Consider the following 15,816-nt stretch of genomic DNA (forward strand, 5'->3'; position numbering starts at 1 on the left):
ATGACTGCCACTGACTCCGTAACCTCCCACACCGCACGGATCCTCGACGGCAAGGCCACCGCGGCCACCATCAAGGCCGAACTGACCGAACGCGTCGCCGCGCTCAAGGCCCGCGGCATCGTCCCGGGCCTGGGCACCATCCTCGTCGGCTCCGACCCGGGCAGCACCTGGTACGTCGGCGGCAAGCACAAGGACTGCGCCGAGGTCGGCATCACCTCGATCCGCCGCGACCTCCCGGAGGAGACCACCCAGGAGGAACTGCTGGCCGTGGTCCGGGAACTGAACGAGAACCCGGAGTGCACCGGCTACATCGTCCAGCTGCCGCTGCCGAAGCACATCGACCAGGACGTCATCCTGGAGGCGATGGATCCGGAGAAGGACGCCGACGGCCTGCACCCGATGAACCTCGGCCGGCTGGTGGCCAACGTCAGCGGACCGATGAAGTCCCCGCTGCCCTGCACGCCCAAGGGCTGCGTGGAACTGCTGACCCGGCACGGGATCGACCTCAAGGGCAAGCGCGTCCTGGTGGTCGGCCGCGGCGTCACCATCGGCCGCCCGGTCGGCCTGCTGCTGACCCGCAAGGACGTCAACGCCACGGTGATCCTGGCGCACACCGGAACGGTGGACCTGCCCGCCGAACTCCGGCAGGCCGACGTCGTGATCGCCGCGGCCGGACAGCCGCACATGATCAAGGCCGCGGACCTCAAGCCGGGCGCCGTCGTGCTCGACGTCGGCGTCAGCCGCGTCGACGACGGCTCGGGCAAGGCCGTGGTCACCGGCGACGTCGAACCCGCTGCGGCCGACGTCGCGGCCTGGCTCTCGCCGAACCCCGGGGGAGTAGGCCCGATGACCCGCGCCATGCTGCTGGCGAACGTGGTGGAAACCGCCGAGCGCCAGCTCGAAAACGCGCACCCCGCCTAGTCCGCGAACCCCTTCGGGGCGCCCCTCCCTCCGGAGCGGGCGCCCTTGGTGGTTAACCGGCCAACCAGTGCCCCGCGGCCCCGGCCCTGCGCGCGGGAAAGGTGGATTGGCAAATGACTGGAATTTTTTACGAAAAGACTCTTTCATAGTTTGCCGGGATCGAGTACCGTGTTCCGGGTGTCTGAACTTGTCTCGAAAGAATCTCCTGTGAGCAGCCCCGCCGGAACCGGCGAACCGCAGTACGTCATCACCGCCGAAAACCTGACCAAAAGCTACGGCGAGGTCACCGCCGTCGACGGCATTTCCTTCCGCGTGCCCGCCGGCGAGGCCTTCGGCCTGCTGGGCCCGAACGGCGCCGGAAAATCCACCACCATGAAGATGATCGGCGGGGTCTCCCAGCGCACCTCCGGCAGCCTGAGCATCATGGGGCTCGACCCGGAGCAGCACGGCCCCGAGGTCCGCGCCCACCTGGGCGTCGTCCCGCAGCAGGACAACCTGGACGAAGAGCTCAAGGTCCGCGACAACCTGCTGGTCTACGGCCGCTACTTCGGCCTGCCGATGAGCTACCTGAAACCCAAGGCCGACGAGCTGCTGGAGTTCGCGCAGCTGACCGACAAGGCCAAGTCCAAGGTGGACGCGCTCTCCGGCGGCATGAAGCGCCGCCTGACGATCGCCCGCTCGCTGATCAACGAACCGCGGATCCTGCTGCTGGACGAACCCACCACGGGCCTGGACCCGCAGGCCCGGCACATCCTCTGGGACCGGCTCTTCCGGCTCAAGGAACAGGGAGTCACCCTGATCCTCACCACCCACTACATGGACGAGGCCGAGCAGCTCTGCGATCGGCTGATTGTGGTGGACAAGGGCAAGATCATGGCCGAGGGTTCCCCAGCGAGCCTGATCCGCGATTACTCCACCCGCGAGGTCCTGGAGCTGCGCTTCGGGTCCGAGCGCAACGCCACCGTCGGCACCGAACTCGAGGGGATCGGCGAGCGGATCGAAACGCTCCCGGACCGGGTGCTCATCTACGCCCACGACGGCGAGGCCGCCCTGGAGCAGGTCTCCGCCCGCGGGCTGCACCCGCTCACCTCGCTGGTGCGCCGCTCCTCGCTGGAGGACGTCTTCCTGCGCCTGACCGGTAGGAGCCTTGTTGACTAAGGAAGCAGCGTTGACCGGGTCGGCACCGACGACGGCGGCGGCCGCCCCGCGCGCCCACTCGCCGGCCGTCTCGGCCGCCCGCGCCCGCCGCTGGGGGGCGTTCTACTACGCCGAACAGGTCCTGCGGGTGATGAAGGGCTACGGCTGGACCATCGTCATGTACGGCGTCGGCCAGCCTGTCGCCTACCTCTTCGCCATGGGCGTCGGCCTGGCCACCCTGGTGGACACCGGTTCCAATGCGGCCTTCGGCGGGGTCAGCTACCTGGCCTTCATCGCCCCCGCGCTGCTGATCTCCGCCGCGGTGATGACCGCCGCCAACGAGTTCACCTTCCCGGTGATGGACGGCTTCAAATGGCGCCGGGTCTACTACGGCCCGCACGCCTCGCCGCTGACCCCGGAGCAGATCGCGGCCGGGCAGATCATCGCCGTCACGGTCCGGTTCGTGCTGCAGTCCGCCATCTACTTCGGCGTCGTCGCGCTCTTCGGCGCCTCCCCGAGCGGCTGGGGCTGGGTCTCGATCCTGGTGGCCACGCTGGCCGGCCTGGCCTTCGGCCTGCCGCTGATGGCCTACGCCGCGACCATCAAGGACGACAGGGGCCAGTTCGCCATGGTGATGCGCTTCATCGTCATGCCGCTGTTCCTGTTCTCCGGAACCTTCTTCCCGCTGGACACCCTGCCCCTGGCGGTCCGCTGGATCGGCTGGATCTCGCCGATCTGGCACGGCACCGAACTGGGCCGGGTCTTCAGCTACGGCTACGAGGAAGCGCCGCTGCTCACCGTGGTCCACATCGTCTTCCTGCTTGGCCTCGCCGTCTTCGGCTGGGTCCTCACCCGGCGCCTGTTCGCCAAAAGGATGGCATCATGAGCGTGCTCGCCGGCCACCACGGTTCGGGAAACCAGGCAGCCGGCCTGAGCGTCGCCGACGCCGCCCGGAACCGCCGCTTCGGCCCGCTCTACTCGCGCAACGTGCGCGCCGTCGTCGCCCGCGGGCTGATGGCCACCAAGAGCAGCAACTGGATGGTCATGGTCTCCGGCTTCTTCGAACCCGTGCTGTACCTGATCTCGATGGGCGTGGGCCTGGGCGCGATCGTCGGAGCCGTGCAGGGCCCCGGCGGGCAGGAGATCTCCTACGCCGCCTACATCGCCCCGGCGCTGCTGGCGGTTTCTGCGATGAACGGCGCCGTGTACGACTCCACCTGGAACGTCTTCTTCAAGATGAACTTCGCCAAGCTCTACCAGGGCATGCTCTACACCTCGCTGGGCCCGATCGACGTCGCGATGGGCGAGATCTTCCTCGCCCTGCTCCGCGGGCTCATGTACGCCACAGGCTTCACCGCGGTGATGGGCGTGATGGGCCTGATCACCACGCCGTGGGCCATCCTGATGATCCCGGCCTCGGTGCTGATCGCGTTCGGGTTCGCCAGCTTCGGCATGGGCATCACCAGCTTCATGAAAACCTTCCAGCAGATGGACTGGATCAACTTCGTGATGCTGCCGATGTTCCTCTTCAGCGCCACGTTCTACCCGCTGAGCGTCTACCCGCAGTGGATCCAGTGGCTGATCCAGGCGATGCCGCTCTGGCACGGGGTGGAGCTGCTGCGCCAGATCAGCGTCGGGGTCTTCACGCCCGCCACCGCGGTGCACATCGGCTACTACCTGGTCATGATCGTGCTCGGCGTCGCCCTCACCACCGGCCGGCTGCGCCGCCTGTTCCTGAAGTAAAGTCCCGCACCCCGACGCCCTGAAGGAGCACCCCCATGATCGGTAAATGGCACGCCCTCGTCCTCGACTGCGAGGACCCGGACCGGCTGGCCGGCTTCTACCAGGAGTTGCTGGGCATGATCCGGGTGGAGGAGGATCCGGACTGGATCACCATCGGCGACGCCGCCGACCGCCCGGCCGTCGCGTTCCAGCGCGTTGACCGGCTGGTGAAGCCGCAGTGGCCGGACGCGGAGCACCCGCAGCAGATGCACGTCGACGTCATGGTTCCGGACCTCGACGCCGCCGAAGCCCGGGTGCTGGCGCTCGGCGCCGCCAGCCTTGGCGCCGGAACCGGGTCCTTCCGGGTCTACACCGACCCCGCCGGCCACCCGTTCTGCCTGGTGCTGTCCTAGCGCCGGCTAGCGCCGGCCGCGCCGTTCGCCGGGGGTGGAAGCGCCGCCGGCGCCCCGGACCGTTTGCGATAATGGGTCCATGCGATCCCTGGGTACCTCCTCGACCAAGCCGTCCGCGTTCAACGCCGCCACCGGAAAGTTCTCGATGTTCCGCATCGGCGGACTCGGGATGACGGTGTTCATCATCGCCTTCCTGGTGGCCGTCATCTTCGCGGCCAACCAGAACGACGTCGTGGGCTGGGTCGTCGCGGTGATCGCCGCCTTCTGGCTGGCGCTGGCGACGTTCGTGGTGTTCAGCATCCAGCGCGCCGCCAAGAAGGCCGGCGCCAAGCTGAACGAGGCCCAGAACGCGTTCAACTCCGCCGTCGGCCGGGCGCCGTCCGCCGGCAGCGCCGACCACGGCGGCACCCGGCTGGTCGCCGAACGCCGGGAGGGTGCGGAGATCCGCGACATGAAGCTGGACCACTCCTTCAAGATCGTCCAGGTGCAGGTCCGCGTCGTCGAGCAGGAGCGGGCCAAGGGCGAGGCGCAGGACCAGGACACCATCCGCCGCGCACTGGAAACCATCGAAATCACCGCCACCAACGCGCGGGACATGATCAAGTCCTCCGGCGGGACCGACGAGCCCGTCAGCGGAACCATCATCGACTAGAGTGGAACGGGTGAGCTTGGCATTGGAGAAGGACCACCTTCGCATCGCATCGGTCAACGTCAACGGCCTCCGCGCCGCCTACAAAAAGGGCATGGCGGAATGGCTGGCGCCCCGCGAAGTGGACATCCTCTGCCTGCAGGAAGTGCGCGCACCGGACGCGATCGTCCGCCAGCTGCTCGGCGAGGGCTGGCACATCCTCCACGCCGAGGCCGAGGCCAAGGGCCGCGCCGGCGTCGCCATCGCCTCCCGCGCCGAACCGCTGGCCACCCGCAACGGCATCGGCGACGACTATTTCGCCACGGCCGGCCGCTGGGTCGAAGCCGACTACCGGATTTACGACGCCGCGGGCCAGGCCTCCACGCTGACCGTGGCGAGCGCGTACGTGCACTCCGGCGAGGCCGGCACCCCGAAGCAGGACGACAAGTTCCGCTTCCTGGACGTGATGGCCACCCGGCTGCCGGAACTGGCGAAGCACAGCGACCACGCCCTGGTGGTGGGCGACCTCAACGTCGGCCACACCGAGCTGGACATCAAGAACTGGAAGGGCAACGTCAAACGTGCCGGCTTCCTGCCCGAGGAGCGCGCCTACTTTGACCGCTTCTTCGGGACGGAGATCGGCTGGAAGGATGTTCACAGGGGCCTGGCGGGTACCGTCAACGGCCCCTACACTTGGTGGTCGCAGAGGGGACAGGCGTTCGACAACGACACCGGCTGGCGCATTGACTACCACATGGCCACGCCCGCCTTCGCCGCAACCGCGGTCCAGGCAGTTGTCGACCGGGCGCCGTCCTGGGACACCCGCTTCTCCGACCATGCCCCGCTGGTAGTGGACTACCGGCTCTAGTTTTAAGGCTTCTCCCATGACCTCACCTTCCACCGCGTCCACCATGGCCGACGCCGGCGTGCCCACCGGCACTGCCCTCGCACCGGCCGCCCAGGCGCCGGCCGCGGCCGGCACCCGGAACCGCATCCTCTCCGGCATGCAGCCCTCCGCCGACTCGCTGCACCTGGGCAACTACCTCGGCGCGCTCGTGAACTGGGTCCGCATGCAGGACGAGTACGACGCCGTGTTCTTCATCCCGGACCTGCATGCCATCACCGTGCCCCAGGACCCGGCCGAGCTGGCCCACCGCACCCGCGTCACCGCCGCGCAGTACATCGCCGGCGGCGTCGACGTCGACAAGTGCACGCTGTTCGTCCAGTCCCAGGTCCCCGAGCACGCCCAGCTGGCCTGGGTGCTGAACTGCATCACCGGGTTCGGCGAAGCGTCCCGGATGACGCAGTTCAAGGACAAGGCCCTCAAGCAGGGGTCCGAGCAGGCCAGCGTCGGGCTGTTCACCTACCCGATCCTGCAGGCCGCGGACATCCTGCTGTACCAGCCGCACGGCGTGCCGGTCGGCGAGGACCAGCGGCAGCACGTGGAGCTGAGCCGGGACCTCGCCCAGCGCTTCAACTCCCGGTTCGGCGAGACCTTCACGGTGCCGCAGCCCTTCATCCAGAAGGAATCGGCCAAGATCTACGACCTGCAGAACCCGACGGCGAAGATGTCCAAGTCCGCCGAGTCCCCGGCCGGCCTGATCAACCTGCTGGACGAGCCGAAGGTCATCGCCAAGCGGATCAAGTCGGCCGTGACCGACGCCGAGACGGAGATCCGCTTCGACCGTGAGAACAAGCCCGGCGTTTCGAACCTGCTGACGATCTACTCGGCTATCACCGGACAGTCCGTGCAGCAGCTGGTCGCAGCCTACGAGGGCAAGATGTACGGCCACCTCAAAGTTGACCTGGCCGAGGTCGTGACGGCGCACCTGTCGCCGATCCGGGACCGCGCCAACGAACTGCTGGACGACCCGGCCGAGCTGGACCGGCTGCTGGCCCTGGGGGCGGATAAGGCCCGCGACATGGCCTCCGTGACGCTCCGGGACGTCTATTCGAAGGTCGGCTTCCTGCCCTACGCCGGAACGCGGGGGGTCCACTAGCGCGATGTCCTCCGCCAGCCGAGTCACCGCAAGCGGACGCGGGCATGCCGTCCGGAACGGTACCCGCCCCGGTCCGGGCGCCGCACCCCGCCAGGGTGCGGCACCCGGACCCGGGCAGACCCCGGAGGAGGGCATCAGCATCGGGGTCATCCTGCGGTTCCCGGCGGAGATCGCCACGGAACTGCGGCGCTGGCGGGCCTCGTTCGGTGACCCCATGGCCGCGACCGTCCCGGCTCACATCACCCTGGTGACCACCACCATGACCCAGGACTGGGAAGCGACGCTCGACCATGTCCGCGGGGTGGCCCGCAGCCAGGAGCCCTTCACGGTCACGATCGCCGGCACCGGGTCCTTCCGGCCAGTGTCGCCGGTGGTGTTCCTGAACGTCGAGGACGGCTTCGGTGAATGTGTCAGCCTGCACCGCCGGCTGCAGGCCGGCCCGCTGGAACGTGAACTGCCGTTCGCCTACCACCCGCACGTCACCGTGGCCCACGACGTGGCCCCGGAAAGCCTCGATGAAGCCGAAACGGCGCTGAAGGATTACAGGGCAAGTTTCCCGGTCGCTAGCATGGGACTTTACGAGCACGACGACAACGGCATCTGGCAGCTACGGGAAGAGCTTGACTTTGGCACCGAACCTGACGAACGGCGAGGCCCGGCAGCCCGCTGACCCTCCGCTTCCCACCGAACTGGCCCTGCTGCGGCGCGAAGCCATCCGCAAGCGCGTCGACTGGGGCAAGGCCCGCCGCTCCGCCGGCGGCCCCGCCGCGCTGGCGGCCCTGGTCCAGTGGCTGGTCGCCCGGCTGAACGTCGTCCGGCCGATGCGCGCCTTCCAGCACTACAACCTGCAGCACGGCCCGCTGATGAGCGCCGGCATCGGCTTCAACATGTTCTTCTCCATCACCGGCCTGCTCACCACCGGTTTCTCCGTCGCCGGCCTGCTGCTGCGCGGCCAGCCGGCCCTGCTGGACCGGGTGGTCCGCAGCGTCGCCACGAGCGCCCCGGGCCTGCTGAAGGTCGACGGCCGCGAGGGCCTGGTGGACCCGCAGGAGCTGTTGAACCCCAACGGCCTCGGCTGGACCGCCGCCGTCGCCGCCGTCGTCACAGTGGTGACCTCGCTGGGCTGGATCGCCGGGCTGCGCGACGGGCTGCGCGGCGTGCTGCGGCTCGGCCCGCTGAAGGTCAACCCGGTGCTGTTGAAGCTGCGTGACGCCGGGACGCTGCTGCTGCTCGGCGCCGCCCTGGTCATCAGCGCCGGCGCCTCCCTGGTGTTCGGCACCGCCGCGGGCTGGGTCGCCGAGCAACTCAAGCTGGATCCGCTGGTCGCCGGCCCGCTGACCACGTCCGTGAAGATCGCCGTGCCCCTGGTGCTCGGCTGGGTCACCGCGGTGGTGATGTTCCGGCTGGCCGGCGGCCTGAAGCTGCGGCGCCGGGCCCTGCTGGAGGGCACCATCCTGGCCGCCGTGGGCACCAGCGTGCTGCAGATCTTCAGCGCCGAGCTGCTCGCCAGCGCCGGCCGGAACCCCATCCTCGCGCCGTTCGCCATCATCATCGGCCTGCTGATCTGGTTCAACCTGGTCAGCCAGGTCTACCTGGTCTCGGCGGCCTGGTCCGCGGTGCGGGAAGCGGACCTCAAGGTCGCGCCGGCCGCCACCACGGCCGGCTGGGGCTCCCGCCAGGTGCAGCCGGGCCGGACTCCGGTGGATCAGCCGGAGGCGGCGGACCGCCGCCCGGTCAGTGTCCGGCGTCGAGGTATTGGTCGGCCCACGCCGAGATAATCTTCGCGGCCCGGGCGGCCTGGCCCTTGCCCGTGAGCAGGTGGTCCGAGCCCTCCAGCGAGACGAAGCTGCGCGGATGCCTGGCGGTCTGGAAGATGGTGCTGGCGTTCTCGATGCCGACCGTGTTGTCGGTGGGGGAGTGGAGCACCATCAGCGGCTTGTGGAGCCGCCGGATGCAATCGGTCAGGTCCGCGTGTTCAAGGTCCTCGACGAAATGCCGGCGGATCTCCACGCGTTTGCCGCCCAGGTCCACCTCGGCGCTGCCCTCGTTCAGGATGCGGTCCAGCGCGGCGTCGAAGACGTGCGCGACATGCTTGGGCGAAAACGGCGCGCCCACGGTGGCGACGGCGTCGAGCTCCGGGATGCTCGCGGCCGCCGCCAGCACCGCGGCGCCGCCGAAGGAGTGCCCCACGAGCAGCGACACCGGGCGGCCGGAGTCCCGCATGTATTCCGCCGCCTTGACCGTGTCCGCCACCTTGTGGCTGAACGACCCCTCGGACCACAGGCCCGCGGATTCGCCCAGGCCGAGGTTGTCGAAGCGGAGCATGCCCACGCCGTTGTCCGCCAGCGCCTTGCACATCCGTGACGCCGACGGGCTGTCCTTGCCCAGCGTGAAGCCGTGCGAGAACACGCCCCAGCCCTTCACCGGGCCTTCGGGCAGGTCGATGACGCCGGAGAGCAGCTCACCGGTGGATCCTTCGAAGGAGACTTTCTCGGAGCGGGACACGGGATCTTCTTTCGGTTGGTGGCAGATACGACGGCGGCGCCCCCACCAAGGGTGGGAGGCGCCGTCGTCGTTGGAGCGGAGGGGCGAAGCCGGTTAGACCTTGCGGGCCAGGATGGCCTGCTTGACCTCGGCGATGGCCTGCGTGACCTGGATGCCGCGGGGGCACGCCTCGGTGCAGTTGAAGGTGGTGCGGCAGCGCCACACGCCTTCCTTGTCGTTGAGGATCTCCAGGCGCATGTCGCCGGCGTCATCACGGGAATCGAAGATGAAGCGGTGCGCGTTGACGATCGCGGCCGGGCCGAAGTACTGCCCGTCGGTCCAGAACACCGGGCAGGACGAGGTGCACGCGGCGCAGAGGATGCACTTGGTGGTGTCGTCGAACCGCTCGCGGTCCTCGGCGGACTGCAGGCGTTCCTTGGTGGGCTCGTGGCCGCGGTTGATCAGGAAGGGCATGACTTCGCGGAAGGACTGGAAGAACGGCTCCATGTCCACGATCAGGTCCTTCTCGACCGGCAGGCCCTTGATCGGCTCGACCGTGATGGGCTTGGTGGTGTCCAGGTCCTTCAGCAGGGTCTTGCAGGCCAGGCGGTTGCGGCCGTTGATGCGCATGGCGTCGGAGCCGCATACACCGTGGGCGCAGGACCGGCGGAAGGAGACGCTGCCGTCGATTTCCCACTTGATCTTGTGCAGGGCGTCCAGGACACGGTCGGTGCCGTACATGGTGACCTTGAAGTCGTCCCAGGTGGCGTCCTCGGAGACCTCCGGGTTGTAGCGGCGCACGCGGAGCGTCACGTCGAAGGAGGGGATTTCCCCGCCCCCGCCGACGCCGGCGGGCAGTTCGATCTTGGAGGCTGGCTCAGCGAGTTCAGCGGTCATCTTAGTACTTCCTCACCATCGGCTCGTAGCGCGTGAAGACCACCGGTTTGGTAGCCAGCCGGATGCCGGCAATCGACTCGGCGGAACCATCCGCCGGTGCGTGCTCATCCTTGTACGCCATGGAGTGCTTCATGAATTTTTCGTCGTCGCGTTCGGGGAAGTCCTCGCGGAAGTGTCCGCCGCGGGATTCCTCGCGGTGCAGGGCCGCCACGGTCATGACCTTGGCGAGTTCGAGCAGGAAGCCCAGTTCCACGGCTTCGAGCAGGTCCAGGTTGAAGCGCTTGCCCTTGTCCTGGACGCTGATCCGCTGGTACCGCTCCTCGAAGGAGGCGATGTCCTTGAGGACTTGGTTCAGGGTCTCGGCGGTGCGGAACACCTGCATGTTGGCGTCCATGGTGTCCTGCAGTTCCTTGCGGATCTGGGCCACCTTCTCGGTGCCGTTGGCCGTGCGCACGTGCTCGAGCAGGTTCAGCGTGTAGGCCTCCGGATCCGCGGGCAGTTCCACGAAGTCGGCGGTCTTGGCGTATTCGGCCGCGGCGATGCCGGCGCGCTTGCCGAAGACGTTGATGTCCAGCAGCGAGTTGGTGCCCAGGCGGTTGGAACCGTGGACCGAGACGCAGGCGACCTCACCGGCGGCGTAGAGGCCCGGGACGACGGTGTCGTTGTCCTGCAGGACCTCGGCGCTGATGTTGGTGGGGATGCCGCCCATGGCGTAGTGCGCCGTCGGGAAGACCGGGACCGGCTCCGTGTACGGCTCCACACCCAGGTAGGTGCGGGCGAACTCGGTGATGTCCGGGAGCTTGGCGTCGATGTGCGCCGGCTCCAGGTGGGTCAGGTCCAGCAGGACGTAGTCCTTATTCGGGCCGCAGCCGCGGCCTTCACGGACTTCGTTGGCCATCGAGCGGGCCACGATGTCGCGCGGGGCGAGGTCCTTGATGGTGGGGGCGTAGCGCTCCATGAAGCGTTCACCCTCGGAGTTGCGCAGGATCGCGCCTTCGCCGCGGGCGGCCTCGGAGAGCAGGATGCCCAGGCCGGCCAGGCCGGTCGGGTGGAACTGGAAGAACTCCATGTCCTCCAGCGGGATGCCGCGGCGGAACGCGATGCCCATGCCGTCACCGGTCAGGGTGTGGGCGTTGGAGGTGGTCTTGAAGACCTTGCCGGCGCCGCCGGAGGCGAACACCACGGACTTGGCCTGGAAGACGTGCAGTTCACCGGAGGCAAGGTCGTAGGAGACGACGCCGGCGACGCGCTTCTGCTTGTACGGGGTGCCGTCCTCGCGGACCGCGTCTTCCTCGACGGTCAGCAGGTCCAGGACGTAGTACTCGTTGTAGAACTCCACGTTGTGCTTGACGCAGTTTTGGTAGAGCGTCTGCAGGATCATGTGGCCGGTGCGGTCCGCGGCGTAGCAGGCCCGGCGGACCGGGGCCTTGCCGTGGTCGCGGGTGTGGCCGCCGAAGCGGCGCTGGTCGATCCGGCCCTCGGGCGTGCGGTTGAACGGCAGGCCCATCTTCTCAAGGTCCAGGACGGCGTCGATCGCTTCCTTCGCCATGACCTCAGCGGCGTCCTGGTCCACCAGGTAGTCGCCGCCCTTGATCGTGTCGAAGGTGTGCCATTCCCAGTTGTCTTCCTCGACGTTGGCCAGGGCTGCGCACATGCCGCCCTGGGCCGCGCCGGTGTGGGAGCGCGTGGGGTAAAGCTTGGTCAGTACCGCTGTTCGCGCGCGCTGACCGGATTCGATCGCGGCGCGCATGCCAGCGCCACCGGCACCGACGATGACGACGTCGTACTTATGGACCTGCATACCAGATGCTCTTTCTCTCAAAATTCACTGTTTACCACCGCCGGCGGGGCCGGTGCGGTGAAATCTCGGGACCCGGGCCCGCGCGGGCAGGCAGGGATCAACGCCCTGGGGCGTGTGCCGCTACGGGGCGGGGCAGAACCCGCCGGGGAGCTGGACGCCGTCGACGACGGGGCACGGGTTGAAGGTGAAGATCACCAGCGTGCCGAGGATGATGATGGCCGCGGCGGCCGCGTACAGCACGATCTTGAGCCACATCCGCGTGGCGTCCTTCTCGGCGTAGTCGTTGATGATCGTGCGGACGCCGTTGGTGCCGTGCAGCATGGCCAGCCACAGCATGGCCAGGTCCCAGACCTGCCAGAACGGGTCGGCCCACTTGCCGGCGACGAAACCGAAGTCGATGGCGTGGATGCCTTCGCCGACCAGCAGGTTCACGGTCAGGTGGCCGAAGATCAGGACGACCAGGACGACGCCGGAAAGCCGCATGAACAGCCAGGCGAGCATTTCGAAGTTGCCCTTGGAGGAACCGCTGCGGCGGTACTGCGGGGAGATCCGTCCGCTGCGCGGGGGCTGAATCGTTGCAGTCATGGCTTAGTGACCTCCGAGGGCGAGGGACAGGTGGCGGATGGAGAAGCCGACCATGACGACGACCCAGAGGGCCAAGACCGTCCACAGCATCTGGCGCTGGTACTTCGCGCCCTTCTTCCAGAAGTCGACGGCGATGATCCGCAGGCCGTTGAAGGCGTGGAACACGATCGCTGCGACGAGGCCCGTTTCACCCAGGGCCATGAGGGGGTTCTTGTAGGCACCGATCACGGCGGTGTAAGCCTCGGGCGACACACGCACCAGTGAGGTGTCCAGCACGTGGACCAACAAGAAGAAAAAGATCACTACACCGGTAACGCGGTGTCCAACCCAGGACCACATGCCTTCACGGCCGCGGTACAAGGTGCCAGCTGGTTTTGTCGGCACTGAATAAACCTCCCTGCAACACAGCGGCGCTGGCATGGGATCCACGCGGGGGGAACGCCTGCTGCGAGAGCACTCGTAAGCTCAAGCCTAAATCTAGGCTTCGCTCTTAGCTTATTCAATTCAGCGGAGCGTCGGTGACGGCGCCCTGCTGGGTTTTTGGGCAGTTTTGAGACGAACGCCACATTCGCGTGGTGCCGGGACCCGCGCCGCGCGCCCGCTCCGGGGCGCCAGGCCGCGGACCGGCTAAAGTAAGCCCTGATGACTACAGACGATATGACCAGCCTCGATTCCCCCCTCGGCACCGCGGCGGGCTCCCCGCTGGACCGCTTTATTGCGGTCATCCCGGCCGGCGGCGTGGGGACCAGGCTCTGGCCGCTCTCCCGGGCGGCGGCGCCCAAGTTCCTGCACGACCTCACCGGGTCCGGCAGTACCTTGCTGCGTGCCACCTACGACCGGCTCGAACCGCTGGCCGGCAGCAGGGTGCTGGTCGTGACCGGCACCGCGCACCGTGAAGCCGTCTGCGGGCAGCTGCCCGAGGTGAGCGAAGCGGACCTGGTGCTGGAGAGCGAACCGAAGGACTCCGGCGCGGCCATCGGCCTCGCCGCGGCCATCCTGCACGAGCGCGATCCGGAGACCATCATGGGCTCCTTCGCCGCGGACCAGGTCATCAGCCCCGACTCGCTGTTCCAGGACGCCGTCCGCGAGGCCATCCACACCGCGGCCGCCGGCAAGATCGTCACCATCGGCATCCGCCCCACGCACCCGTCGACCGGCTTCGGCTACATCCGGGCCGGCGAGGCGCTCAGCGTCCCGGGCGCCCCCAGCGCGCACACCGTCGTGGAATTCGTCGAAAAGCCCAGCGAGGAAGTCGCGCAGCAGTACCTCGACAGCGGCGACTACGCCTGGAACGCGGGCATGTTCGTCGCGCCGGTCTCGCTGATGCTCAAGCACCTCGAAGCCAACCAGCCCGAGCTGTTCGCCGGCCTGCAGGAGATCGCCAAGGCCTGGGACACCCCGCTGCGCGACGAGGTCACCGCCCGGGTCTGGCCCACGCTGCCCAAGATCGCTATCGACTACGCGGTCGCCGAGCCTGCCGCGGCTGCCGGGGACGTCGCCGTCGTGCCCGGCACCTTCCGCTGGGACGACGTCGGGGACTTCGCCTCCGTGGGCCGGCTCAACAGCGCCAAAGAGGTCGACGACGTCACCGTGATCGGCGAGGGCGCCCGGGTGTTCACCGAAAACGCCAGCGGCGTCGTGGTCACCGACACCAAGCGGGTCATCGCCCTGATCGGCATCGAGGACGTCGTGATCGTGGACACCCCGGACGCCCTGCTGGTCACCACCAAGGCGAACTCGCAGCGGGTCAAAGCCGCCGTGGACGCACTCAAGGCCAGCGGCGACACCGACGTGCTCTAGCTAAGGGTGCGCCGGCCTGGCCGGACCTTTCGGCGGCCGGTGCTCGCGCCCGGGTTACCCGGGCGTAACCCTGCGTTCGCGATGCCGGTATTTTAAGGACTCTCGCTACAGTGAATGTGTGCGCAATTACACGACTGAAGCAGAGCCAACAACGCTGGTGGGGCCGTGGCTGGAACCCCTCCTGCCGGAACTCATCGACTTCCGCCGGGACCTGCACGCGCACCCCGAGCTGTCCTTCAAGGAATTCCGCACCACGGACAAGCTGGCCCAGCGGCTCGAGGCCGCCGGCCTTGCACCGCGCCGGCTCGAGGGCACCGGGCTGACCGTCGACATCGGCGAAGGGCCCATCGCCACCGCGCTCCGCGGCGACATCGACGCCCTGCCGATCATCGAAGAGACCGGGCTGCCGTTCGCCTCGAAGAACCACGGCGTCACCCATGCCTGCGGCCACGACGTGCACACCACCACCATGCTGGGCATCGCACTGGTCCTGCAGCGGATGCACGAATCCACCCCGCTGGGCGGCACCGTGCGGATCATCTTCCAGCCGGCCGAGGAGACGATGCCCGGCGGCGCGCACGCCTGCATCGAACAGGGCGTCCTGGACGGTGTCCCGCGGATCCTCGCGCTGCACTGCGACCCGCGCATCGAGGTCGGCAAGATCGGCACCCGGATCGGGGCCATCACGTCCGCCTCGGACACCATCAAGATCGAGCTCAGTGGCCGCGGCGGCCATACGTCCCGGCCGCACCTGACCGAGGAGCTCGTCTTCGCGCTCGCCCAGATCGCCATCAACGTCCCGGCAGTGCTTTCCCGCCGGGTCGACGTACGCAGCGGCGTGTCCGTGGTCTGGGGCCACATCTCCGCCGGTTCCGCCCCCAACGCCATTCCCGCCAGCGGCTACATGGCCGGCACCATGCGCTGCCTGGACCGGGACGCCTGGCACAGTGCCGGCGAGATTCTCGACGAGGTGGTGCAGCAGATCGCCGCGCCGTACGGCGTCGACGTCCACCTCGAACACACCCGCGGCGTGCCGCCGGTGGTGAACTCCGAGCATGAGACGGCGCTGATCGAAGCCGCGGCCCGCGCCGAAATCGGCGAGAACTCCGTGGTGCTGACACCCCAGTCGATGGGCGGGGAGGACTTCGCCTGGTTCCTGGCCGACCTGCCCGGGGCCATGATGCGGCTGGGCACGAAGACCCCCGGCGGCGAGGAGTACGACCTGCACCGCGGCGACTACATCCTCGACGAGCGGGCCCTCGGCCTCGGCATCAAGGTGCTCACCGCCGCGGCCCTCCGCACCCTCCGCGACCTCTAACCCCCCCAGCGCGAACGGACACTTCGCGCCCCTTTTTGAGGCCGAACGGACACTTCGCGCCCCTTTTTGAGACCGAACGGACACTTGGCGCCCTCATCCAAGGGCCTCAA

The 15,816-nt window shown here is 68.3% G+C and carries 17 protein-coding genes; 12 read left to right on the forward strand and 5 right to left on the reverse strand.

What is annotated here, in order from left to right:
* The 10 genes from ASG71_RS13280 (at nt 1) to ASG71_RS13325 (ending at nt 8,599) form a co-directional block, all read left to right on the forward strand.
* Nucleotides 1-921 (forward strand): bifunctional methylenetetrahydrofolate dehydrogenase/methenyltetrahydrofolate cyclohydrolase, encoded by a 921-nt coding sequence (locus ASG71_RS13280; RefSeq protein WP_056740087.1) that lies wholly within the window; start codon nt 1-3, stop codon nt 919-921.
* 207 nt (nt 922-1,128) lie between these two features.
* A complete protein-coding gene (locus tag ASG71_RS13285; protein WP_056740089.1) occupies nt 1,129-2,079 on the forward strand; it encodes an ABC transporter ATP-binding protein in 951 nt (316 codons plus the stop codon).
* Entirely contained in the window at nt 2,072-2,944 is an 873-nt protein-coding gene (locus ASG71_RS13290; RefSeq protein WP_082575167.1) for an ABC transporter permease, read from the forward strand. Before ASG71_RS13285 ends, ASG71_RS13290 begins: the two co-directional genes overlap by 8 nt.
* Nucleotides 2,941-3,801: an ABC transporter permease gene (locus ASG71_RS13295; protein ID WP_056740093.1), complete on the forward strand. Its 861-nt coding sequence runs from the start codon at nt 2,941-2,943 to the stop codon at nt 3,799-3,801. Before ASG71_RS13290 ends, ASG71_RS13295 begins: the two co-directional genes overlap by 4 nt.
* A 35-nt stretch (nt 3,802-3,836) precedes the next feature.
* The gene (locus ASG71_RS13300; RefSeq protein ID WP_056740095.1) at nt 3,837-4,193 is read left to right on the forward strand and encodes a VOC family protein; all 357 of its coding nucleotides are present in this window, start codon (nt 3,837-3,839) and stop codon (nt 4,191-4,193) included.
* 79 nt (nt 4,194-4,272) lie between these two features.
* Nucleotides 4,273-4,845: a hypothetical protein gene (locus ASG71_RS13305; protein ID WP_056740097.1), complete on the forward strand. Its 573-nt coding sequence runs from the start codon at nt 4,273-4,275 to the stop codon at nt 4,843-4,845.
* Between the two features lie 10 nt (nt 4,846-4,855).
* Nucleotides 4,856-5,689, forward strand: coding sequence for an exodeoxyribonuclease III (locus tag ASG71_RS13310; protein ID WP_056740746.1), 834 nt, complete (start codon nt 4,856-4,858; stop codon nt 5,687-5,689).
* A 16-nt stretch (nt 5,690-5,705) separates the two neighbouring features.
* Complete coding sequence (gene trpS / locus ASG71_RS13315; protein ID WP_056740100.1) at nt 5,706-6,821, forward strand: tryptophan--tRNA ligase; 1,116 nt, start codon at nt 5,706-5,708, stop codon at nt 6,819-6,821.
* 4 nt (nt 6,822-6,825) lie between these two features.
* A complete protein-coding gene (locus ASG71_RS13320) occupies nt 6,826-7,491 on the forward strand; it encodes a 2'-5' RNA ligase family protein (protein ID WP_056740101.1) in 666 nt (221 codons plus the stop codon).
* Nucleotides 7,448-8,599, forward strand: a complete 1,152-nt coding sequence (locus ASG71_RS13325; RefSeq protein WP_082575169.1) for a YihY/virulence factor BrkB family protein — start codon at nt 7,448-7,450, stop codon at nt 8,597-8,599. Before ASG71_RS13320 ends, ASG71_RS13325 begins: the two co-directional genes overlap by 44 nt.
* Here the strand turns inward: ASG71_RS13325 and ASG71_RS13330 are convergent.
* The 5 genes from ASG71_RS13330 to sdhC all read right to left on the reverse strand — a co-directional run bounded on the left by ASG71_RS13330 (nt 8,556) and on the right by sdhC (nt 12,972).
* Entirely contained in the window at nt 8,556-9,326 is a 771-nt protein-coding gene (locus ASG71_RS13330) for an alpha/beta hydrolase family protein (RefSeq protein WP_056740104.1), read from the reverse strand. The two genes, ASG71_RS13325 and ASG71_RS13330, sit on opposite strands and share 44 nt — an antisense overlap.
* Before the next feature lie 93 nt (nt 9,327-9,419).
* Nucleotides 9,420-10,202 (reverse strand): succinate dehydrogenase iron-sulfur subunit, encoded by a 783-nt coding sequence (locus ASG71_RS13335; RefSeq protein WP_056740106.1) that lies wholly within the window; start codon nt 10,200-10,202, stop codon nt 9,420-9,422.
* Nucleotide 10,203: 1 nt separating this feature from the next.
* Complete coding sequence (gene sdhA / locus ASG71_RS13340) at nt 10,204-12,003, reverse strand: succinate dehydrogenase flavoprotein subunit (RefSeq protein ID WP_056740107.1); 1,800 nt, start codon at nt 12,001-12,003, stop codon at nt 10,204-10,206.
* Nucleotides 12,004-12,123: 120 nt separating this feature from the next.
* Nucleotides 12,124-12,588, reverse strand: coding sequence for a succinate dehydrogenase hydrophobic membrane anchor subunit (locus tag ASG71_RS13345; protein ID WP_056740109.1), 465 nt, complete (start codon nt 12,586-12,588; stop codon nt 12,124-12,126).
* Nucleotides 12,589-12,591: 3 nt separating this feature from the next.
* Nucleotides 12,592-12,972, reverse strand: a complete 381-nt coding sequence (sdhC, locus tag ASG71_RS13350; protein WP_082575171.1) for a succinate dehydrogenase, cytochrome b556 subunit — start codon at nt 12,970-12,972, stop codon at nt 12,592-12,594.
* A gap of 258 nt (nt 12,973-13,230) precedes the next feature.
* Here sdhC and ASG71_RS13355 point away from each other — a divergent pair, with 258 nt between their 5' ends.
* The gene (locus tag ASG71_RS13355; protein WP_056740113.1) at nt 13,231-14,388 is read left to right on the forward strand and encodes a mannose-1-phosphate guanylyltransferase; all 1,158 of its coding nucleotides are present in this window, start codon (nt 13,231-13,233) and stop codon (nt 14,386-14,388) included.
* A 118-nt stretch (nt 14,389-14,506) separates the two neighbouring features.
* Nucleotides 14,507-15,706 (forward strand): amidohydrolase, encoded by a 1,200-nt coding sequence (locus ASG71_RS13360; RefSeq protein WP_056740115.1) that lies wholly within the window; start codon nt 14,507-14,509, stop codon nt 15,704-15,706.
* The last annotated feature ends 110 nt before the right edge of the window (nt 15,707-15,816 follow it).

It is taken from the genome of Arthrobacter sp. Soil763, assembly GCF_001428365.1.
Taxonomy (GTDB): domain Bacteria; phylum Actinomycetota; class Actinomycetes; order Actinomycetales; family Micrococcaceae; genus Arthrobacter.

Excerpts from the sequence above, each read along its gene's own strand:
- ASG71_RS13320 (WP_056740101.1), top strand. The coding sequence starts at position 6,826 with ATGTCCTCCGCCAGCCGAGTCACCGCAAGCGGACGCGGGCATGCCGTC.
- sdhA (WP_056740107.1), bottom strand. The coding sequence starts at position 12,003 with ATGCAGGTCCATAAGTACGACGTCGTCATCGTCGGTGCCGGTGGCGCT.
- ASG71_RS13295 (WP_056740093.1), top strand. The coding sequence starts at position 2,941 with ATGAGCGTGCTCGCCGGCCACCACGGTTCGGGAAACCAGGCAGCCGGC.
- ASG71_RS13305 (WP_056740097.1), top strand. The coding sequence starts at position 4,273 with ATGCGATCCCTGGGTACCTCCTCGACCAAGCCGTCCGCGTTCAACGCC.
- ASG71_RS13355 (WP_056740113.1), top strand. The coding sequence starts at position 13,231 with ATGACTACAGACGATATGACCAGCCTCGATTCCCCCCTCGGCACCGCG.
- trpS (WP_056740100.1), top strand. The coding sequence starts at position 5,706 with ATGACCTCACCTTCCACCGCGTCCACCATGGCCGACGCCGGCGTGCCC.
- ASG71_RS13345 (WP_056740109.1), bottom strand. The coding sequence starts at position 12,588 with ATGACTGCAACGATTCAGCCCCCGCGCAGCGGACGGATCTCCCCGCAG.
- ASG71_RS13335 (WP_056740106.1), bottom strand. The coding sequence starts at position 10,202 with ATGACCGCTGAACTCGCTGAGCCAGCCTCCAAGATCGAACTGCCCGCC.
- ASG71_RS13300 (WP_056740095.1), top strand. The coding sequence starts at position 3,837 with ATGATCGGTAAATGGCACGCCCTCGTCCTCGACTGCGAGGACCCGGAC.
- ASG71_RS13280 (WP_056740087.1), top strand. The coding sequence starts at position 1 with ATGACTGCCACTGACTCCGTAACCTCCCACACCGCACGGATCCTCGAC.